The 19,491-nt window shown below is 60.3% G+C and carries 18 protein-coding genes; 8 read left to right on the forward strand and 10 right to left on the reverse strand.

What is annotated here, in order from left to right; translation table 11 throughout:
- Nucleotides 1-95 precede the first annotated feature (95 nt).
- Nucleotides 96-425, reverse strand: a complete 330-nt coding sequence (trxA, locus tag ACYZT1_RS24230; protein WP_003177349.1) for a thioredoxin TrxA — start codon at nt 423-425, stop codon at nt 96-98.
- Between the two features lie 308 nt (nt 426-733).
- Here trxA and ACYZT1_RS24235 point away from each other — a divergent pair, with 308 nt between their 5' ends.
- The 5 genes from ACYZT1_RS24235 to ppx all read left to right on the forward strand — a co-directional run bounded on the left by ACYZT1_RS24235 (nt 734) and on the right by ppx (nt 5,330).
- Entirely contained in the window at nt 734-1,519 is a 786-nt protein-coding gene (locus ACYZT1_RS24235; RefSeq protein WP_462017042.1) for a transporter substrate-binding domain-containing protein, read from the forward strand.
- Between the two features lie 21 nt (nt 1,520-1,540).
- Nucleotides 1,541-2,209: an amino acid ABC transporter permease gene (locus ACYZT1_RS24240; protein WP_462017043.1), complete on the forward strand. Its 669-nt coding sequence runs from the start codon at nt 1,541-1,543 to the stop codon at nt 2,207-2,209.
- A complete protein-coding gene (locus ACYZT1_RS24245) occupies nt 2,206-2,856 on the forward strand; it encodes an amino acid ABC transporter permease (protein WP_462017044.1) in 651 nt (216 codons plus the stop codon). The genes ACYZT1_RS24240 and ACYZT1_RS24245 overlap by 4 nt, the downstream gene beginning before the upstream one ends.
- A complete protein-coding gene (locus tag ACYZT1_RS24250) occupies nt 2,843-3,580 on the forward strand; it encodes an amino acid ABC transporter ATP-binding protein (RefSeq protein WP_462017045.1) in 738 nt (245 codons plus the stop codon). Before ACYZT1_RS24245 ends, ACYZT1_RS24250 begins: the two co-directional genes overlap by 14 nt.
- Before the next feature lie 247 nt (nt 3,581-3,827).
- Nucleotides 3,828-5,330, forward strand: coding sequence for an exopolyphosphatase (gene ppx, locus ACYZT1_RS24255; RefSeq protein WP_462017046.1), 1,503 nt, complete (start codon nt 3,828-3,830; stop codon nt 5,328-5,330).
- Between the two features lie 134 nt (nt 5,331-5,464).
- On the opposite strand, the gene ppk1 is transcribed toward ppx, so the two are convergent.
- A complete protein-coding gene (gene ppk1, locus ACYZT1_RS24260) occupies nt 5,465-7,684 on the reverse strand; it encodes a polyphosphate kinase 1 (RefSeq protein ID WP_462017047.1) in 2,220 nt (739 codons plus the stop codon).
- 18 nt (nt 7,685-7,702) lie between these two features.
- Nucleotides 7,703-8,716 carry a porphobilinogen synthase gene (gene hemB, locus ACYZT1_RS24265; RefSeq protein WP_462017048.1) on the reverse strand — a complete coding sequence of 338 codons (1,014 nt, stop codon included), beginning with the start codon at nt 8,714-8,716 and terminating at the stop codon, nt 7,703-7,705.
- Nucleotides 8,717-8,922: 206 nt separating this feature from the next.
- On the opposite strand from hemB, the gene ACYZT1_RS24270 reads away from it, so the two are divergent.
- Nucleotides 8,923-9,555 carry a DedA family protein gene (locus ACYZT1_RS24270; protein ID WP_462017049.1) on the forward strand — a complete coding sequence of 211 codons (633 nt, stop codon included), beginning with the start codon at nt 8,923-8,925 and terminating at the stop codon, nt 9,553-9,555.
- Here ACYZT1_RS24270 and ACYZT1_RS24275 read toward each other — a convergent pair.
- Nucleotides 9,536-10,771: a sterol desaturase family protein gene (locus tag ACYZT1_RS24275; protein ID WP_462017050.1), complete on the reverse strand. Its 1,236-nt coding sequence runs from the start codon at nt 10,769-10,771 to the stop codon at nt 9,536-9,538. The genes ACYZT1_RS24270 and ACYZT1_RS24275 overlap by 20 nt on opposite strands.
- Nucleotides 10,772-10,886: 115 nt before the next feature.
- Between ACYZT1_RS24275 and elbB the strand changes: the two genes are divergently transcribed.
- Complete coding sequence (elbB, locus tag ACYZT1_RS24280; RefSeq protein ID WP_462017051.1) at nt 10,887-11,555, forward strand: isoprenoid biosynthesis glyoxalase ElbB; 669 nt, start codon at nt 10,887-10,889, stop codon at nt 11,553-11,555.
- A gap of 113 nt (nt 11,556-11,668) precedes the next feature.
- On the opposite strand, the gene ACYZT1_RS24285 is transcribed toward elbB, so the two are convergent.
- The 5 genes from ACYZT1_RS24285 to ACYZT1_RS24305 form a co-directional block, all read right to left on the reverse strand.
- Nucleotides 11,669-12,124, reverse strand: coding sequence for a YaiI/YqxD family protein (locus tag ACYZT1_RS24285; protein ID WP_462017052.1), 456 nt, complete (start codon nt 12,122-12,124; stop codon nt 11,669-11,671).
- A 102-nt stretch (nt 12,125-12,226) separates the two neighbouring features.
- Complete coding sequence (locus ACYZT1_RS24290) at nt 12,227-14,125, reverse strand: FTR1 family protein (RefSeq protein WP_462017053.1); 1,899 nt, start codon at nt 14,123-14,125, stop codon at nt 12,227-12,229.
- Nucleotides 14,126-14,427: 302 nt separating this feature from the next.
- Nucleotides 14,428-15,060: a LysE family transporter gene (locus tag ACYZT1_RS24295; protein ID WP_462017054.1), complete on the reverse strand. Its 633-nt coding sequence runs from the start codon at nt 15,058-15,060 to the stop codon at nt 14,428-14,430.
- Nucleotides 15,061-15,265: 205 nt separating this feature from the next.
- On the reverse strand, nt 15,266-15,847 hold the full coding sequence (locus tag ACYZT1_RS24300; protein WP_462017055.1) for a mechanosensitive ion channel domain-containing protein: 582 nt from the start codon (nt 15,845-15,847) through the stop codon (nt 15,266-15,268).
- Entirely contained in the window at nt 15,847-17,757 is a 1,911-nt protein-coding gene (locus ACYZT1_RS24305) for an ATP-binding cassette domain-containing protein (protein WP_462017056.1), read from the reverse strand. The genes ACYZT1_RS24300 and ACYZT1_RS24305 overlap by 1 nt, the downstream gene beginning before the upstream one ends.
- Before the next feature lie 50 nt (nt 17,758-17,807).
- On the opposite strand from ACYZT1_RS24305, the gene ACYZT1_RS24310 reads away from it, so the two are divergent.
- On the forward strand, nt 17,808-18,272 hold the full coding sequence (locus tag ACYZT1_RS24310) for a TIGR02444 family protein (protein WP_462017057.1): 465 nt from the start codon (nt 17,808-17,810) through the stop codon (nt 18,270-18,272).
- Here the strand turns inward: ACYZT1_RS24310 and ACYZT1_RS24315 are convergent.
- Nucleotides 18,269-19,378, reverse strand: a complete 1,110-nt coding sequence (locus ACYZT1_RS24315; RefSeq protein WP_462017058.1) for an AlgP family protein — start codon at nt 19,376-19,378, stop codon at nt 18,269-18,271. The genes ACYZT1_RS24310 and ACYZT1_RS24315 overlap by 4 nt on opposite strands.
- Between the last annotated feature and the right edge of the window lie 113 nt (nt 19,379-19,491).

The raw sequence follows: 19,491 nt of genomic DNA on the forward strand, positions 1-19,491 counted from the left end.
CGATACGGGCATTTTCTTAAACCCGGCGGCAGATTGCTAGGTTTTCACACAGCCTGAATATGCGGGGCCTTTTTTCGGACACTTTACGATGACGCTTAGATGTTGGCGTCGAGGAAAGCAGCCAGTTGCGACTTCGACAGTGCGCCGACCTTGGTGGCTTCAACGTTGCCGTTCTTGAACAGCATCAGCGTAGGGATACCACGCACGCCGTGCTTGGCCGGGGTTTCCTGATTTTCGTCAATGTTCAGTTTGGCAATGGTCAGCTTGCCTTTGTAAGTCTCGGCAATCTCGTCCAGGACTGGAGCGATCATTTTGCACGGGCCGCACCATTCAGCCCAGTAGTCGACCAGTACAGCGCCTTCGGCCTTGAGTACATCGGCCTCGAAGCTAGCGTCGCTAACGTGTTTGATAAGATCGCTGCTCATGGAAGTCTCCAGGTTGTAAGCAAAAAAACGTGGCCCATCATAGCTGCCCTTCCCCGGTTCAGGAAGCCGCAGATGATTGAGTCTCGCTATGGTGACGGATGAGTTTGGGTATAGCTCAATTCGACCATCGCGGGAACAGCCGTCAGCGCGATGCACTGTTGCGGTGCATGCGTGACCGCTAATTTTTTGAACACGCTTCAGGGGCAAGACCAACAAAATCAAGGCTCGCAGCGGCCCGATCAGCTGTTGGCACAGCCCGTGCTCTATCGAATCGCAGACATCATATTCAGCCGATTCGGAGCTTCGCCATGACCCAGCGCTACATCGCCCTCCTCGCTACCCTGTTCGCCAGCCTGATGCTGAGCCAGGCACCCGCCCACGCCGATGGTCTGGAAGATGTGGTCAAGCGCGGCGTGCTCAAAGTTGCCGTGCCGCAGGACTTCCCGCCGTTTGGCTCGGTCGGCCCGGACATGAAGCCGCGCGGCCTCGATATCGACACCGCAAAACTGCTGGCCGACCAACTCAAAGTCAAACTCGAACTGACACCGGTCAACAGCACTAACCGCATCCCGTTCCTGACCACTGGCAAGGTCGATCTGGTGATTTCCAGCCTGGGCAAGAATGCCGAACGCGAGAAAGTCATCGATTTCTCCAGCGCCTACGCACCGTTCTACCTGGCGGTATTCGGCCCGCCGGATGCTGACATCAAGAACCTCGATGACCTTAAAGGAAAAACCATCAGCGTCACCCGTGGCGCCATCGAAGACATCGAGCTGAGCAACGTGGCGCCCGAAGGCGTGACCATCAAACGCTTCGAGGACAACAACTCGACCATCGCTGCTTACCTCGCCGGTCAGGTCGACCTGATTGCCAGCGGCAACGTGGTAATGGTGGCGATCACCGAGAAAAATCCGAAGCGCGTGCCTGCGTTGAAAGTGAAGCTCAAGGACTCACCGGTTTACGTCGGCGTGAATAAGAACGAGCCGGCGCTGCTGGGCAAGGTCAACCAGATCCTCGCCACCGCCAAGACCGACGGCGCGCTGGAGAAGAACTCGCAAACCTGGCTGAAAGAGCCGCTGCCGGCCGATTTGTGATCGCCGGGAGGGAGAGGGACCATGGCCTATCAGTTCGATTTTCTACCGGTGGTGCACAACACCGATCTGCTCCTGCGCGGTGCGCTGTTCACCCTTGAACTGACGGCCATCGGCGCCGTATTCGGCGTCGGCCTGGGGATCGTCGGCGCGCTGGTGCGGGCATGGAACATTCGCCCGTTTGCGGCGATTTTCGCGGTCTATGTCGAGTTGATCCGCAACACGCCGTTCCTCGTGCAGCTGTTCTTTATCTTCTTCGGTTTGCCATCGCTGGGCGTGCAGATTTCAGAATGGCAGGCCGCGGTGCTGGCGATGGTGATCAACCTCGGCGCGTATTCGACAGAGATCATTCGTGCGGGCATCCAGGCTATTGCGCGCGGCCAGCTCGAAGCCGCTGCGGCGTTGGCGATGACTCGCTTCGAAGCCTTCCGCCACGTGGTCCTGCTGCCCGCGCTGGGCAAAGTGTGGCCGGCGTTGAGCAGCCAGATCATCATCGTCATGCTCGGCTCGGCGGTCTGCTCGCAGATCGCTACGCAAGAGCTGAGCTTCGCCGCCAACTTCATTCAGTCGCGCAACTTCCGCGCGTTTGAAACCTATGCCCTGACCACGCTCGTTTACCTGTGCATGGCGCTGATGATCCGCCAATTGCTGAACTGGATCGGTCGCCGCTACATCGCCCGGAGCAGCCAATGAGCGATTTCACTTTCTGGGACATCCTGCGCAACCTCCTGACCGGCCTGCAATGGACGTTGGCATTATCGCTGGTGGCGTTTATCGGCGGCGGGTTGATCGGTTTGCTGATCATGGTGATGCGCATTTCGAAAAAAACCTTGCCGCGCAACGTCGCCCGCACCTACATCGAACTGTTTCAGGGCACGCCGTTGCTGATGCAGCTGTTCCTGGTGTTCTTCGGCGTGGCGTTGGCCGGGGTGGAGATTTCGCCGTGGATGGCGGCGGCGGTGGCGCTGACGCTGTTCACCAGCGCCTATCTGGCGGAGATCTGGCGCGGTTGCGTCGAGTCGATCCCGAACGGCCAGTGGGAAGCTTCAGCGAGCCTGGCGCTCAACCCGCTGGAGCAACTGCGTTACGTGATCCTGCCGCAAGCCTTGCGCATCGCCGTGGCGCCGACCGTGGGCTTCTCGGTGCAAGTGGTCAAAGGCACCGCCGTCACTTCGATCATCGGTTTCACCGAGCTGACCAAGACCGGCAGCATGCTCGCCAACGCGACTTTCGAACCCTTCATGGTCTACGGCCTCGTCGCCCTCGGCTACTTCCTGCTCTGCTACCCCTTGTCGCTCAGTGCGCGCTACCTGGAAAGGAGACTGCATGCCCCTGCTTAGAATTTCCGCCCTGCATAAATATTACGGCGATCACCATGTGCTTAAAGGCATCGACCTGAGCGTCGAGGAAGGGCAAGTGGTGGCGATCATTGGTCGCAGCGGCTCGGGCAAATCCACCTTGTTGCGTACGCTCAACGGACTGGAGTCGATCAACGACGGGGTTATCGAAGTCGACGGCGAGTACCTCGATGCGGCCCGCGCCGACCTGCGTACCTTGCGCCAGAAGGTCGGGATGGTGTTCCAGCAGTTCAACCTGTTCCCACACCTGACCGTCGGCGAAAACGTGATGCTCGCGCCGCAAGTGGTACAGAAGGTGCCCAAGGCCAGGGCGGCGGAACTCGCACGGGAGATGCTGGAGCGGGTGGGGCTGGGGGAGAAGTTCGATGCGTTTCCGGATCGACTGTCCGGCGGGCAGCAGCAACGCGTGGCCATCGCGCGTGCCTTGGCAATGTCGCCGAAGGTGTTGCTGTGTGACGAGATTACCTCGGCGCTGGACCCGGAGCTGGTCAACGAAGTGCTGAGTGTGGTTCGCCAACTGGCCAAAGAAGGCATGACGCTGATCATGGTGACTCATGAAATGCGTTTTGCCCGGGAGGTGGGGGACAAGTTGGTGTTCATGCATCAGGGCAAGGTGCATGAGGTGGGAGACCCGAGGGTGTTGTTCGCGCGGCCGCAGACGGCGGAGTTGGCAAATTTTATCGGGACGGTTGAAGCCGGCCCTTAACCCTGTGGTGAGGGGGCTTGCCCGGCTTGCCCTGTGGCGAGGGGGCTTGCCCCCGTTCGACTGCGCAGCAGTCGTAGACCCTGAAGAAACGGTTACCCAGGAAGAATGCAAAGGGCCGCTGCGCGACCCAACGGGGGTAAACCCCCTCGCCACAGGGGGTGTTGGGTCATTGCTTTGAAGGATGCGCGTTGGCGTCAGCGTTTGATCGTGGCAGGATGTCGGGGTTATCGACCGAGACCCCCTGACCATGCCGCAATCCCAAGCCAAGAATCTGTCCCTGATCGCCGCAATCGACCTGGGCTCCAACAGCTTTCACATGGTCGTGGCCAAGGCCCGGAACGGCGAGATCCGCATCCTCGAACGTCTCGGGGAAAAGGTTCAACTGGCCGCCGGCATCAACGATGAGCGCCAGCTCAACGAAGAATCCATGCAGCGCGGGCTCGATTGCCTCAAGCGCTTTGCCCAACTGATCAACGGTATGCCGCTGGGCGCCGTGCGGATTGTGGGCACCAACGCCCTGCGTGAAGCGCGCAACCGCAACGAATTCATTCATCGCGCCGAAGAAATCCTCGGGCACACGGTGGAGGTTATCTCCGGTCGTGAAGAAGCGCGCCTGATTTACCTCGGCGTTTCGCACACCCTCGCCGACACACCGGGCAAGCGCCTGGTGGCCGACATTGGCGGCGGCAGCACCGAGTTCATCATTGGCCAGCGCTTCGAACCCCTGCTGCGCGAAAGCCTGCAAATGGGCTGTGTCAGTTTTACCCAGCGCTACTTCAAGGACGGCAAAATCACCCCGGCCCGCTACGCCCAGGCGTACACGGCGGCGCGGCTAGAAATCATGAGCATCGAACACGCCCTGCACCGCCTGACCTGGGATGAAGCCATTGGCTCGTCGGGCACTATCCGCGCCATCGGCCTGGCGCTAAAGGCCGGCGGGCACGGCACTGGCGAGGTCAATGCCGAAGGTCTGGCGTGGCTCAAGCGCAAGCTGTTCAAGCTGGGTGACGTCGAAAAAATCGATTTTGAAGGGATCAAGCCTGACCGCCGCGCGATTTTTCCGGCCGGCCTGGCGATTCTCGAAGCCATCTTCGATGCCCTCGAACTGCAACGCATGGATCACTGCGAAGGTGCGCTGCGCGAAGGCGTGCTCTATGACCTGCTCGGCCGTCACCACCATGAAGACGTCCGTGAGCGCACGCTCAGCTCATTGATGGAGCGCTATCACGTCGATCTTGATCAGGCCGCGCGCGTTGAACTCAAAGCCCTGCACGCCTTCGATCAAGTGGCGCAAGACTGGGAGCTGGACGACGGTGTCTGGCGCGAGCTGCTCGGCTGGGCCGCCAAGGTTCATGAGGTGGGCCTGGATATCGCTCATTACCACTATCACAAGCACGGCGCCTACCTGATCGAACACTCGGACCTCGCCGGTTTTTCCCGCGAAGACCAGCAAATGCTCGCGCTGCTGGTGCGTGGCCACCGTCGCAACATTCCCCGGGACAAGTTTGCCGATTTCGGCGATGACGGTATCAAACTGATTCGCCTGTGCGTATTGCTGCGCTTTGCGATCCTGTTCCATCACATCCGCGGCACCCAGCAAATGCCTCAGGTCATCCTGCGTGCCAGCGGCGACAGTCTGGATGTCCTGTTCCCCGACAACTGGCTGGACGAAAACCAGTTGACCCAGGCTGATTTTGCACTGGAGGCGGAATGGCTGATGCGGGTGGGGTTTGCCTTGAACGTGCGTTAATCCGACTTTGTGGCGAGGCGATTTATCCCCTCGCCACAGAATCCTTCCATGCCACAGATTTTCTCCCGCCACAGTTATTGAGCTAAAAAAAATGGCGATCCGCAGGGATCGCCATTTTTTATGCCTCTGGCGTGTTAACGCACCGCCAGAATCGGGCTGCCCAGGCGTTCCAGTAGCGTCGCCTGCGCACTGCGCGGGTTCTGGTTGCCGGTTGGCGTGTTGCGAATGTAACGACCGTCCGCCTGCAGGCTCCAGCTGTGGGTGTTGTCGGTCAGATAAAGCTCAAGCTCTTTCTTGACCCGCATGATCAGCTTCCTGCCCTCGACCGGGAAGCAAGTCTCGACGCGCTTGTCGAGGTTGCGCTCCATCCAGTCGGCGCTGGAAAGGAACATCTGCTCCTCGCCACCATTGAGGAAGTAGAACACCCGCGTGTGCTCAAGAAAGCGGCCGATGATCGAACGCACGTGAATGTTATGCGAGACCCCGGCAATTCCCGGTCGCAGGCAGCACATGCCACGCACGACCAGATCGATGCGCACACCGGACTGGCTGGCTTTGTACAGCGCGCGGATGACTTTCGGGTCGGTCAGCGAGTTGAACTTGGCGATGATGTGCGCCGGTTTGCCGTCGAGGGCGAATTGCGTCTCGCGGGCAATCATGTCGAGCATGCCCTTCTTCAGCGTGAACGGTGCGTGCAGCAGCTTCTTCATGCGCAGGGTTTTACCCATGCCGATCAACTGGCTGAACAGTTTTCCGACGTCTTCGCACAAGGCATCGTCGGAGGTCAGCAGGCTGTAGTCGGTGTACAAACGGGCGTTGGCGGCGTGGTAGTTGCCCGTCCCCAAGTGCGCGTAACGGACGATCTCGCCCGCCTCGCGACGCAGGATCAGCATCATTTTGGCGTGGGTCTTGAAACCGACCACGCCATAAATCACCACCGCACCGGCCGCTTGCAGACGGCTGGCCAGCTGCAGGTTGGACTCTTCGTCAAACCGCGCACGCAACTCGATCACTGCCGTGACTTCCTTGCCGTTGCGCGCGGCATCGACCAGCGCATCGACAATTTCCGAGTTAGCGCCGGAGCGGTACAGGGTCTGACGCACCGCCAGCACATGCGGATCTTTCGCCGCCTGACGCAGCAGATCGACCACCGGCGTAAACGACTCGAACGGGTGCAGCAGCAGAATGTCCTGCTTGCTGATCACGCTGAAAATGTTCTCGCTGTTCTGCAGCAGTTTCGGAATCTGCGGCGTGAACGGCAGGTATTGCAGTTCGCGCTGGCTGTCGAGGCCGGTGATGCTGAACAGACGGGTCAGGTTGACCGGGCCATTGACCTGATACAACTCGGATTCGTGCAGGTTGAACTGTTTGAGCAGGTAGTCGGACAGTTGTTTCGGGCAGGTGTCAGCCACTTCCAGACGTACCGCGTCGCCGTAGCGGCGGGAAAACAGTTCACCGCGCAAAGCGCGGGCCAAGTCTTCGACGTCCTCGGAATCCAGCGCCAGGTCGGCGTTACGGGTCAGCCGGAACTGGTAGCAGCCCTTGACCTTCATGCCCTGGAACAGGTCATCGGCGTGCGCGTGGATCATCGACGACAGGAATACGTAGTTGTCGCCCGACCCGCCGACTTCTTCCGGGACCTTGATGACCCGAGGCAACAGGCGCGGTGCCGGAATGATCGCCAGCCCGGAATCGCGACCGAAGGCATCAATACCTTCGAGCTCGACGATGAAGTTCAGGCTCTTGTTCACCAGCAGCGGGAACGGGTGCGTCGGGTCCAGGCCGATCGGGGTGATGATCGGCGCGATCTCGTCGCGAAAAAAGCGGCGTACCCAGGTTTTGATCTTCGTGGTCCAGTGACGCCGACGGATGAAGCGGACCTGATGTTTTTCCAGTTCCGGCAACAGAATGTCGTTGAGGATCGCGTATTGACGGTCAACGTGACCGTGAACCAATTCGCTGATGCGCGCCAGCGCCTGATGCGGTTGCAGGCCATCGGCACCGGCCTGTTCACGGGCGAAGGTAATTTGCTTCTTCAGACCAGCCACGCGAATTTCGAAAAACTCGTCGAGGTTGCTGGAGAAAATCAGCAGAAACTTCAGCCGCTCAAGCAACGGATAGGACTCATCCAGCGCCTGTTCCAGCACACGGATGTTGAACTGCAACTGCGAGAGCTCGCGATGGATGTACAGGCTGCTGTCATCCAGGCCGGGAATGGCAATCGCTGGCGCCGCCGTCGTTTCGGCCACGGTCGCGGGTAGAGCAGGCTCCAGTTCCGGCGGGGATTCGACGACTTGCTCCACCACGGGCAGAGCTTCTTTTACGGCAACTTCAGTGAGGCCTTCGGTATTCATGAAATGTTCCTGGGAGGGCTATTTCTGCTCTCGTAACAGTTGAGCAGCACGGGCGGCAAAGTAGGTCAGGATGCCGTCAGCGCCTGCACGTTTAAAAGCGGTCAGGGATTCAAGGATAACCCCTTCGCTCAACCAGCCATTCTGGATTGCCGCCATGTGCATGGCGTATTCGCCGCTGACTTGATACACAAAAGTCGGGACTTTGAATTCTTCTTTGACGCGGTAGAGGATGTCCAGGTACGGCATGCCTGGCTTGACCATGACCATGTCCGCGCCTTCTGACAAATCGGCCGCCACCTCGTGCAGGGCTTCGTTGCTGTTGGCCGGGTCCATCTGGTACGAAGCCTTGTTGGCCTTGCCCAGGTTTGACGCCGAGCCAACCGCATCGCGGAACGGGCCATAATAGGCGCTCGCGTATTTGGCCGAGTAAGCCATGATGCGCACGTTGACGTGATCGGCCAGTTCAAGGGCTTCGCGGATTGCCTGGATGCGGCCGTCCATCATGTCCGAGGGCGCGACGACCTGTGCGCCGGCCTGGGCGTGGGACAGGGCCTGCCTGACGAGCGCATCGACGGTAATGTCGTTCTGCACGTAGCCTTCTTCGTCGAGGATACCGTCCTGACCGTGAGTGGTGAACGGGTCGAGGGCGACGTCGGTGATCACACCCAGCTCAGGGAAGCGCGCACGCAAGGCGCGAGTGGCGCGTTGGGCAATTCCTTCGGGGTTCCAGGCTTCAGCCGCGTCCAGCGACTTGAGCTCTGGCGGCGTCACCGGGAACAGCGCCAGCGCCGGAATGCCCAGTTCGACCCACTTGGCCGCTTCTTCCAGCAACAGGTCGATGGTCAACCGCTCGACCCCCGGCATCGAGGCCACCGCTTCGCGACGGTTCTCGCCGTCCAGCACAAACACCGGCAGGATCAGGTCATCGACGGTCAAGACGTTTTCACGGACCAGTCGGCGCGAGAAATCATCACGACGGTTGCGGCGCAATCGAGTGGCAGGGAACAGACGGTTGGCGGGGGTAAAACTCACGGCAGACTCCTGAGCCCGCGCTGACGGGCGAGCGTGACAGTTATAAGCGGCCATTATGACGAACAGATGACAGTTATGCTTAGCCCTGTGACCAGGGGGCGTTCCATTGTCCGTGTAGGAAATGTTCACGTCGAGTCACCCCTGCACACTTTCATCAATGTGCCCGAAGGGTTAGGCTGCGCGTTCATTTCGCCAGCACCTAGACAATGCTCCAGCAATTTCTTCAGGAATTCGGGTATTTCGCCCTGTTTCTCGGCACCTTCTTCGAAGGCGAAACCATCCTGGTGCTCGCAGGCTTTCTCGCGTTCCGCGGTTACATGGACATCAAGATTGTCGCGATCGTGGCGTTCTGCGGCAGTTATGCCGGTGACCAATTGTGGTATTTCCTGGGACGCAAGCACGGCCGCAAGCTTTTGGCGCGCAAACCACGCTGGCAATTGATGGGTGACCGGGCGCTGGAACATATCCGCCGGCACCCGGACATCTGGGTGCTGAGTTTCCGTTTTGTCTATGGTTTGCGCACGGTCATGCCCGTGGCGATTGGCTTGTCGGGTTATCCGCCCGCACGTTATCTGCTGCTCAACGGCATTGGCGCAGCGATCTGGGCATGTGCCCTGGCCGCTGCGGCCTATCACTTTGGCGCAGTGCTGGAAGGCATGCTGGGCAGTGTGAAGAAATACGAGTTGTGGGTGCTCGGTGCACTGCTTGTGCTCGGCGTGGGGCTGTGGCTGCGTCGGCGCTTCAAGAATGCCCGTCTGGCGAAGAAGGTCTACGCCGATGAGCAAGCGTTGAAAGCCGAACAGACCAAAACCGCCGGACCTACGACGCCCATCGAGTGAGACGGTTTCTGCACCAGTAGAGGCCGATTGCGCTGAGCAGGCTGTAGCTGAGCAGCACAACCCAACCGATTGCATGGGCGGGCCACAGCCCGACCAGAGGGGCGAGCCATACCAGCGGCAGGTTTGACGCCAGCCGCAGCCACTCAAGCTTCAACGCCCACGGGCGATTTTCCAGCGCCACGCCCAACACGAATAGACCCAACGCCACTGCACCCCAGCCGAGCACCAGCGCCGCGGTCGGCAGCTGCTGCTCGACATTCATCAGGTAGCTGCCCAGTGCGACGTAGATGCAAAACTGCAGCAGCACGTATACCTGCTGACGTCCGTCCAGCGTCACTTCGTATTTGCGAAACTGGCGCAGGTCCGGCTTGCTCAGCGGGTATTGGGCGGCGACGTCTGCCGGACGCCACCCGGTGCGCATGAACCAGATCCGCAGCTTGTCCCACTTGCTCTCGGCCCGTCGGGCGTCGTCCCATAGTTGCGCATAAAACTGCACATTGGCCCACAACGGATTCCAGCTCGCCAACGGCGTGGTGACGCCGAAAATCACTGGCTCGTTATCGTCCTCTTCCTGGAACGAGCCAAATAGACGGTCCCAAATAATGAACACCCCGCCGTAGTTGCGATCCATGTAGAGAGCGTTCTGTGCATGGTGAGCCCGATGATTGGATGGCGTAACGAAGCACCACTCGAACCAGCCAAGTTTCGGAATGTGCCGGGTGTGCACCCAGAATTGATACAGCAGATTCAACGCAGCAACGCTGATGAACACCAGCAGCGGCACGCCGAGCACGGCCATCGGCAGATAGAAAATCCAGCTCAGCAGAAAGCCGGTGCTGGTCTGGCGCAACGCGGTGGAGAGGTTGTAGTCCTCACTCTGGTGATGCACCGAATGCGCAGCCCAGAGGATGTTGCGTTCATGGCCCAGGCGATGCAGCCAGTAGTAGCAAAAGTCATACAGCACGAAGGCGAAGGCCCAAACCCAGACGCTGTCGGCGGACAATTCGAACAGCGCGAGGTGCTTGAGGGCGTACGCGTAAGTGACCAGGCCAACGCCCTTGGTCAGCAGGCCTGTGGTGGTCGACAGCACGCCGGTACTGATGCTGTTGATTGCGTCGGCCAGACGATAATTGCTGACCCCGCGCCAGCGGTCGGCCAACAGCTCGACAGCGATCAGCACAAAGAAAAACGGCACCGCATACAGAATGAAGTCCATGGCGCGTCCTGATCAGAATCCTGAGGACAGATCCTACGTATAGCCGTGAACTAACCCTATGGCAACGAGTGACAAATTAGTGGACATTTAACGCCATAAACAAGGAGAAAAGACCATGAGCAAAAAAGTCGCAGTGATCCTTTCCGGCTGTGGCGTCTATGACGGCGCCGAGATCCACGAAAGCGTGATCACTCTGCTCCGTCTGGACCAGCGTGGCGCCCAGGTGCAGTGCTTTGCACCCAACATCGCCCAATTGCATGTGATCAATCATCTGAACGGCGAAGAGATGCCCGAGTCGCGCAATGTGCTGGTGGAATCGGCGCGGATCGCCCGGGGCAATATCAAGGATCTGCGCGAAGCGAGCGTCGAGGATTTCGATGCCCTGATCGTTCCGGGTGGTTTCGGAGCGGCGAAGAATCTGTCGAACTTTGCCGTCGAAGGTGCCGGTTGCTCGGTGCAACCGCAGGTGCTGGCATTGACCGAGGCCTTTGCCGAGGCCGGTAAACCGGTGGGACTCATCTGCATTTCGCCGGCACTGGCGGCGAAAATCTACGGCCCGGGCGTGACCTGCACGATTGGCAATGATGCCGACACGGCCGCAGCAATGAACAAGATGGGCGCCACGCACACCGAGTGCGCGGTGACCGACATCGTTGAGGACAAGGCGCGCAAACTGGTGAGCACACCGGCCTACATGCTGGCGCAGTCGATCAGCGAGGCGGCATCCGGGATCAACAAACTGGTCGACCGGGTGCTTGAGCTGACCCACGAAAACGACGAGTAACACGATTCGCGTGTGGGAGCGGGCTTGCTCGCGATGACGCCAAGATATCCAGCACACGAGTTGGCTGTCGGAGCGCTATCGCGAGCAAGCTCGCTCCCACCAGGTTGCCAGGCTCAGGACTTGCGATTCAAGCGCGTAAGAATTCGATCCAGCGCATTGGCGAACGCCTGCTTTTCACGCTCGCCAAACGGCGCCGGGCCGCCGCTCAGCTGCCCCTGCTCACGCAAATCGGTGAACAAATTGCGCACCGCCAGCCGATCGCCCATGTTTTGCGCATCGAACTCCTTGCCACGTGGGTCCAGCGCCGACACGCCCTTTTTTACCAAACGGTCGGCCAGCGGCACATCGCTACAGATCACCAGCTCACCCGGCACCGCGTGTTCCACCAGGTAATCGTCGGCTGCATCGGGGCCGCTCGGCACCACGATCAGTTTCACCAGTGCGAGCCCCGGCTTGATCTGCGGCTGCCCCGCCACCAGCACCACTTCGAATTGGCGCTTGAGGGCGAACTTGACCACCAGATCCTTGGCCGCTCGAGGGCAGGCATCGGCATCGATCCAAACGCGCATTGTGTTTACCTCTCAAAAAAATCGCGAGCAGGCTCGCTCCCACAGGTTATACGCGATCCGGTGGGAGCGAGCCTGCTCGCGAGGGTGAGCGCAGCGAATGCTTCAGGAAACCGTCACCCGACGCTTCTCGGCGATCCGACTCCGGCCATACAGCACGATGATCGCAATGATCGCCACCGCCTGCGCTCCCAGCGAATACGCATCGGCGTGAATGCCCAACCAGTCGAAATCAAAGAACGGCACAGGCCGTGTGCCGAAAATGCCGGCTTCCTGCAACGCTTTCACGCCATGCCCGGCGAACACCACCGACAACGCGCAGAGCAAAGCGGCGTTGATGCCGAAGAACAGAGACAACGGCAACTTCGCCGAGCCACGTAAAATCACCCATGCCAGCCCGACCAGCAACACCAGCGCCGTCGCTCCGCCAGCCAGCACCGCGTTATGGCCGGCCGGGCCCGCCTGCAGCCACAGGGTTTCGTAAAACAGGATCACTTCGAACAGCTCGCGATACACCGAGAAAAACGCCAGCGTCGCAAAACCAAAACGCCCGCCACCGCCCACCAGGCTGCTCTTGATGTAATCCTGCCAGGCTGCAGCGTGACGGCGGTCGTGCATCCACACGCCGAGCCACAGCACCATGACGCTGGCGAACAACGCCGTCGCGCCCTCCAGCAACTCACGCTGCGAACCGCTGACATCGATCACATACGCCGCCAGCGCCCACGTCGCCAGACCGGCCACCAAGGCCAGACCCCAACCGACGTTGACGCTGCGCACGGCCGATTGCTGACCGGTGTTACGCAGGAACGCGAGGATAGCGGCGAGCACCAGGATCGCCTCGAGGCCTTCACGCAACAGAATCAGCAAGCCGGAAATGTAGCTCAACGACCAGCTCAGGCCATCGCTGCCCAACAGGCCCGCCGACTCTTTCAACCTGGCTTTGGCCGCGTCCAGACGCTGCTCCACTTCGGCCACCGGCAAGCCGTCCTGCAGCGATTGGCGGTAAGCCATCAGCGATTTTTCAGTGTCCTTGCGCACGTTGGCATCGACGTTGTCGAGGGAGCTTTCGACCAGTTCAAAACCTTCCAGGTACGCCGCCACCGACAAGTCATACGCCTGGTCGTGATCGCCACCGCGATACGCGGCAATACTTTTGTCGAGCGTTGTCGCAGTGTAATCGAGCAATTGCCCCGGGCCACGTTTGACCTGCGGCGGTTGCGCACGCTGGGCACGGAATGTCGCTGCTGCTTGCGAGCCTTCGGCAGCCAGCACTTCGGCTGGCGTCTGACGTGCGAGGTCGGCGATGTTGTAGGTCGTTTCGGATGCAGCGGCAGCCGGATCGGCGCTGAAGCTGGCGATATAGGTCGCCAGGTCCCACTGCTGGCGATCGTCCAGTTGATCGGCGAAGGCCGGCATGTCAGTGCCTTCGACGCCCATCGCCACGGTGTTGTAGATCGCATACAGGCTGAGGCGATCCAGCCGCGCAGCATCGCGCAGGTTGGCCGGTGGCGGCGTCATGCCAACACCGGCAGGGCCGTCACCGGCGCCGGTATCGCCATGGCACACCGAACACTGCTGAAGGTAAAGTGCCGCACCGCGCGTTGGGTCGGGCGTAATCACCGGTGCCTGGCTGACTTCGTAGGCAACGGCAAGCTTTGCGCCCAGTTGCCGCGCCTGGCGGGCGACGTCTGCGCCGTCCTGCCTGGCCGCGACCGCCGCGCGCAACGTGCCAACCCCTTTTTCCAGCTCTTCACGTTCAGGTCTGGGCGGCAACTCGACAATCAGCCCTTGCAGCACGCCGAGAAATTCTTGCTGCTCGCGGTATTCCGACTCATCGATGACCTTGCCTGCCTCAACCGTTGCCGGGTAGTCGGCGCCGATGTAGTCGAGCAAATGCAGAGCCTTGGGCGCTCCTTCAGCGGTTTCGGCCAGCGCATTGAAGCTGCAAAACGCGATGACTGGCAGCGCCAGCCAGGCCAGGAATCGGGAGGAGGCAGTCATGAATGGCTCTCATTTGGAAATACGAAGTAATACATTGTTCACTTCGAATGCGTTCCGCTCAAGTTTTGTAACAATTTCTTTCGATGTCTCTCTCTCTGGCCACCGCGCACCTCGCCTGGCCGCGGACAGACCGGCAATATGATCGTCGCCCAATACCCTCTTATGACGTGCAATCGCGGCCAGCACCGCCGCGCAATAATCTGCCCGCGATACGGCGCCGGTGGTTCTGCGCTGATTTTGGTGGTCGGTCGGCAATATAAAAGGCGACCTGTCGAGGTCGACTTTTCTTTGCCTGAACGGTTTTACACCGGCGCTTTGCGCAACGTCGCCATGAATGCCGCAGCCCCGATGAACAGGCCGGCAAAAGTCCGGTTCATGCGCCTCTGCTGTTTCGGCGTACGCAACAGGCGCAGTACTTTGGATGCCAGGCCGGTGTAGCCAGCCATCACAACCAGATCGACGCAGACCATGGTCACGCCGATGATCAGGTACTGAGCCAGTAACGGCGCGTGCGGGTCAATGAACTGCGGCAGCACCGCCAGCATGAACACCAATGCCTTGGGGTTGCTGATGTTGACCAGAAAACCGCGAAATATCAGGACCAGTGGCTTGCCCATCGGACGCACCGGCGCATCGTCGCTCATGTCGCTGGGCAGTGCGCGCCATTGCTTGACCGCCAGATAAACCAGGTACGCCACGCCAAACCATTTGATCGCGTAGAACGCGGTGGCCGATGCGGTGAGGATCGCGCCGACCCCGGCACCGACAATCGCAATCTGCATCGCCAGACCCACTTGCAGGCCCAAGGCATTCCAATAACCGCGCCAGAACCCGTATTGCAGACCGCTGGACATCGACGCAATGGCGCCGGCACCGGGAGACAGACTGATCACCCAGCAGGCGGCAAAAAACGCCAGCCATGTTTGAAGCTCCATTGCACACCTCGACTCAGACTTGTGACAGATGCCTAAGCTAATGCGGCTTTGGGGAGATGACTACGGGTTTTTTGCTGGATAAGTTTGCGAGGGTCCTATCGCGAGCAAGCTCGCTCCCACAGATTGACCGCGTTGTTAGCAAACGACTCGGTTCAATGTGGGAGCGAGCCTGCTCGCGATAGCGGTGTGTCAGGCACCAAAGGATCTACTTCTCGAAACCACTCGACGCAAGCACATCGGTCCCGCGCCAGCGCCGCACGGAGCGTTGGAAGAACAGGTTGTTGGGCACTTGCACCATCGCACTGCCAGTCCCCGAATCTTCAGCTTCGACCAAGGTGGTGTAAAGCAGGTTGATCGCCACCACTCGCCCCTTGACGCCAGGCTTGTCGGTGGTGTCGACCAGCTCGACCACATCGCCAATGCGAAACGGGCCGACGGTGAAGATCAGCACTGCGCACAGCAGATTGGACAGCACACTCCACATGGCGAAAAACGCTACCGCAGCGACCGCCACGAACCCGGACAAGGCCGTCCACAGCACCGTGGCCGATACGCCCAGCCGCTCCAGAACGAAGATCAGCGCGCTGCCCATGATCAGCCAGCGCAACACGCCACGCAAAGGCATCAGCAATTGCGGCGGGAACGGATAACGCTCACCCAGTCGCGTCAGGCCCCGGGCCACAAATCGTTGCGCGAGATACCCTGCCAGCAAAATCAGGAGGATCTGCACGGTGAACCAGATCGGTTCGATCCAGACGGGCGACATCGACAGCGTGAAGCCTTCCATCAGGACAACGCCTCCAGTTCCGCTTGCATGCTTTCAAGCAGTTCCAGGGCTTCCATCCACGCTTCTTCAAGTTCGGCTTCGCGCACTTTCAGCCTGGCTTGCTCGGCCAGCAGATCGCGCAGATCGTTCTTGCGCGCCGGTTCGTAGATATCGCTGTCGCCAAGGCTGGTGTCGATTTTCGCCAGTTTTTCGTGCAGCTTGCCCAACTCGGCTTCCAGCTTGTCGGCCTCGCGCTTGTGCGGCGCCAGTTGCTGACGCAGCGCGGCTGCGGCCTGACGCTGAGCCTTCTTGTCGGTCTTGTCCGGATTCACCGGCGTGTTGCTGACCGGCGCGTTGCGCTGACGATATTCCACCAGCCAGCGGGTGTAATCCTCAAGGTCGCCGTCGAACTCCTCGACCTTGCCATCGGCCACCAGATAGAAGTTATCCGTGGTGCTCTTGAGCAAATGACGATCGTGGGAGACCACCAATACCGCGCCTGTGAATTCCTGCAGGGCCATGGTCAGCGCCAGGCGCATTTCCAGATCGAGGTGGTTGGTCGGTTCGTCGAGCAGCAACAGGTTCGGTCTGCCCCAGGCGATCAATGCCAAGGCCAGACGCGCCTTTTCCCCACCGGAGAAATTCAGCACCGGTTCATCGATACGTGCGCCACGGAAGTCAAAGCCACCGAGGAAATCGCGCAAGGTCTGCTCGCGCTCGGTCGGCGCCAAGCGCTGCAAATGCAGCAACGGGCTGGCCTTGGAATCGAGGGAGTCGAGTTGATGCTGGGCGAAATAACCGACGACGGTATTTTCGCCGCGAGTCAAACGCCCGGCCAGCGGCTCGAGTTCGCCGGAGAGGTTTTTGATCAGGGTCGACTTGCCTGCACCGTTCGGGCCGAGCAAACCGATGCGCGCGCCCGGGGTCAGTTGCAACCTGACCTTCTCCAGCACGGTTTTGTCGCCATAACCCAGGCGGGCATCAGACAGGTCGATCAGCGGGCTGGAAATCTTGGTCGACTCGCGAAAAACGAAGTCGAACGGCGAGTCCACGTGGGCGGCGGACAACTCTTCCATCCGCTCCAGCGCCTTGATCCTGCTCTGCGCCTGACGGGCTTTGGTGGCCTGGGCCTTGAAGCGGGCGATGTAGCTTTCCATGTGCGCACGTTGCGCCTGCTGCTTTTCGTACGCCTGCTGCTGCTGGGCCAGACGTTCGGCACGGGCGCGTTCGAAAGCGGTGTAGCCGCCGCGATACAAGGTGATCTTGCGCTGATCGACATGGGCGACGTGATCGACCACGGCATCGAGGAAATCCCGGTCGTGGGAAATCAGCATCAGGGTGCCGGGATAGCTCTTGAGCCACTCTTCGAGCCAGATGATGGCGTCGAGGTCCAAGTGGTTGGTCGGTTCGTCGAGCAGCAGCAAGTCCGAAGGACACATCAAGGCCTGCGCCAGATTCAGACGCATCCTCCAGCCACCGGAGAAATCGCCTACCTGGCGATCCATCTGATCGTTGGTGAACCCGAGCCCGGCCAGCAACTTGCGGGCCCGGGCATCGGCGGTGTAACCGTCGGCGCTGTCGAGTTCCGAGTGCAGGCGGGCCTGAGCGGCACCGTCATGCGCCGCTTCGGCGGCAGCGAGGTCGCGTTGCACCTCGCGCAGACGCAAGTCGCCATCGAGCACATAGTCGACCGCGATGCGATCGAGCGTGTCGATCTCCTGGCGCATGTGAGCAATGCGCCAGTCGGCCGGCAGGAAGCAGTCACCCGAATCGGGGTGCAGGTCACCCAGAAGCAAAGCGAACAGGCTCGATTTGCCGGCGCCGTTGGCACCGATGAGGCCGGCTTTGTGGCCGGCGTGCAGGGTCAGCTCGGCATCTTCTAGCAGACGCTGCGGGCCACGCTGTAAAGTCAGGTTCTGAAGTCGAATCATAATGGCGGCGGAGTCTACCAGCTTCGCTCGCAACTGGCGCGAGTAGCACTATGTCCTCTGACCTGTGGAGCTTTTCCCTTGGCACTTATGCCCGCCCGGGCGTTGAGTCGGCGTGCCTGACGTTGCAGTCGTCGGGGGTGAACGTGTGCGTGCTGCTGTGTGGGTTATGGCTGGCGGAACGCGGCGTAGCCTGCAGCCAGCAACGGCTGGAGCAGCTAAAAAGTGTGTCTGAGCCGTGGGAAGCGGATGTCGTGCGGCCACTGCGAGCCTTGCGCGTGCAATGGAAAACCGCAGCTGACGACGATGCCGGGCTGCGCGATCTGCGGGAACGAGTGAAAGCACTGGAGCTGGAAGCCGAGCGGCATCTGTTATTGCGTCTGGAGCGGGCGGCGATCAACTGGCCGCAAGATGAGGCGACCGATCACTCAGCCTGGCTGGACGGTGTGGCGGCAGGTGCCGCCAACCTGGATCGCAACGCGCTGCATCAGCTGCGCGTCGCGTTGACCGGCACTTAGGAAGCGCTGGTTGGAGTGTTGCTGTTCGCCGGGGCCGCAGGCGTTGGCGATGTGGCAGTCGTCGATGTGCTTGCTGCTGGCGCAGAAGCGGCCGGCGACGATGGCGTTGAAGTCGCTGGCTTGGCAGCAGGCACTGCAGTCGGCTTGGTTGCACCAGCCGGCTTTTTCACCGCCGGCTTGGCAGCGGTTCTGGTAGCCGGTTTGGCGACTGCCGGTTTGGCCGCCGCAGGTTTCGCTGCCGGTTTGGAAGCGGCTGGCTTGGCTGCAGCTGGTTTTGCGGCTGCAGGTTTCGCTGCGGTGGCAGGCTTGGCGGCTGCTGTTTTAGTAGCCGGTTTTGCGGCCGCTTTGGCAGCAGGTTTGGCCGCGGTTTTAGCCGCCGGCTTGGCTGCGGTTTTAGCCGCGGCAGGTTTGGCGGCTGGCTTGGCTGCAGAACGTGCGGCTGCGGTTTTAGCTGCCGGTTTTGCAGCAGCCGTGCGGCTCGCAGCTGGTTTGGCAGCAGGTGTTTTCGCAGTCGTTGATTTCGCAGCGGCGGATTTGGCGGCGGTGGTTTTAGCCGGTGGTTTTGCCGCGCTGGCCGCGACTGGTTTTTTTACCGCAGGCTTGGCAGAAACTTTTACCGGTGCCTTGGCGGCAGGAGTCGACGCAGCTTTTGCGGTGACCGATTTAGTTGCCGATTTTTTGGCAGCAACTGCAACAGGCTTGGCCGCACGCGAGGACAACGCCTTGCCGACTGCCTCTTGTACACGACCGATACCCTGGGCCAGTTTCAGGCTCTCCTGAGCATCGCGCTTGAGCTGGACGATGTAGTTACGTGTTTCGGACTGACGATCCTTGAGAGCATCAAGCAGGTCTTCAAGTTCTTTGACCCCACCCTTGGCCTTGGTCTGCGCCTTGGCTTTGCCGGCCGCGGCAGCGTCCTGCAATTTGGTGCGGGATTTGTGCAGTTTTTCCTGGGCCTTGCCGCGCTGCTTTTCCAGTTTGGCGAGCAGTTTTTCAGCATCAGCCAAGGCTTGCGAGCAAGCGGTTTCCAAATGCTCGAGCAGGCTGCCCGAAAGTTGTTGGAGTAAGTGCAACGGAGTATTTACAGGCTTCTTGGTGGCCGACATGGTTTACCTCCTGGCTGACGTGGGTGCGGCTCATACTAGACCTCTGCTGATACCGCCGCTAGGGCATGTTGACAGTATCGAAAGCGCTACGTTGCAACTGAGCGAAAATCTTC

The organism is Pseudomonas sp. PB3P13 (assembly GCF_054897735.1).

Coding starts and splice junctions, on each gene's coding strand:
- ACYZT1_RS24295 (WP_462017054.1), bottom strand. CDS start 15,060: ATGGAGCTTCAAACATGGCTGGCGTTTTTTGCCGCCTGCTGGGTGATC.
- ACYZT1_RS24305 (WP_462017056.1), bottom strand. CDS start 17,757: ATGATTCGACTTCAGAACCTGACTTTACAGCGTGGCCCGCAGCGTCTG.
- ACYZT1_RS24315 (WP_462017058.1), bottom strand. CDS start 19,378: ATGTCGGCCACCAAGAAGCCTGTAAATACTCCGTTGCACTTACTCCAA.
- ACYZT1_RS24235 (WP_462017042.1), top strand. CDS start 734: ATGACCCAGCGCTACATCGCCCTCCTCGCTACCCTGTTCGCCAGCCTG.
- ACYZT1_RS24270 (WP_462017049.1), top strand. CDS start 8,923: ATGCTCCAGCAATTTCTTCAGGAATTCGGGTATTTCGCCCTGTTTCTC.
- ACYZT1_RS24250 (WP_462017045.1), top strand. CDS start 2,843: ATGCCCCTGCTTAGAATTTCCGCCCTGCATAAATATTACGGCGATCAC.
- elbB (WP_462017051.1), top strand. CDS start 10,887: ATGAGCAAAAAAGTCGCAGTGATCCTTTCCGGCTGTGGCGTCTATGAC.
- ACYZT1_RS24285 (WP_462017052.1), bottom strand. CDS start 12,124: ATGCGCGTTTGGATCGATGCCGATGCCTGCCCTCGAGCGGCCAAGGAT.
- ACYZT1_RS24245 (WP_462017044.1), top strand. CDS start 2,206: ATGAGCGATTTCACTTTCTGGGACATCCTGCGCAACCTCCTGACCGGC.
- ACYZT1_RS24240 (WP_462017043.1), top strand. CDS start 1,541: ATGGCCTATCAGTTCGATTTTCTACCGGTGGTGCACAACACCGATCTG.
- ppk1 (WP_462017047.1), bottom strand. CDS start 7,684: ATGAATACCGAAGGCCTCACTGAAGTTGCCGTAAAAGAAGCTCTGCCC.
- trxA (WP_003177349.1), bottom strand. CDS start 425: ATGAGCAGCGATCTTATCAAACACGTTAGCGACGCTAGCTTCGAGGCC.
- ACYZT1_RS24300 (WP_462017055.1), bottom strand. CDS start 15,847: ATGGAAGGCTTCACGCTGTCGATGTCGCCCGTCTGGATCGAACCGATC.
- ppx (WP_462017046.1), top strand. CDS start 3,828: ATGCCGCAATCCCAAGCCAAGAATCTGTCCCTGATCGCCGCAATCGAC.
- ACYZT1_RS24275 (WP_462017050.1), bottom strand. CDS start 10,771: ATGGACTTCATTCTGTATGCGGTGCCGTTTTTCTTTGTGCTGATCGCT.
- ACYZT1_RS24290 (WP_462017053.1), bottom strand. CDS start 14,125: ATGACTGCCTCCTCCCGATTCCTGGCCTGGCTGGCGCTGCCAGTCATC.
- ACYZT1_RS24310 (WP_462017057.1), top strand. CDS start 17,808: ATGTCCTCTGACCTGTGGAGCTTTTCCCTTGGCACTTATGCCCGCCCG.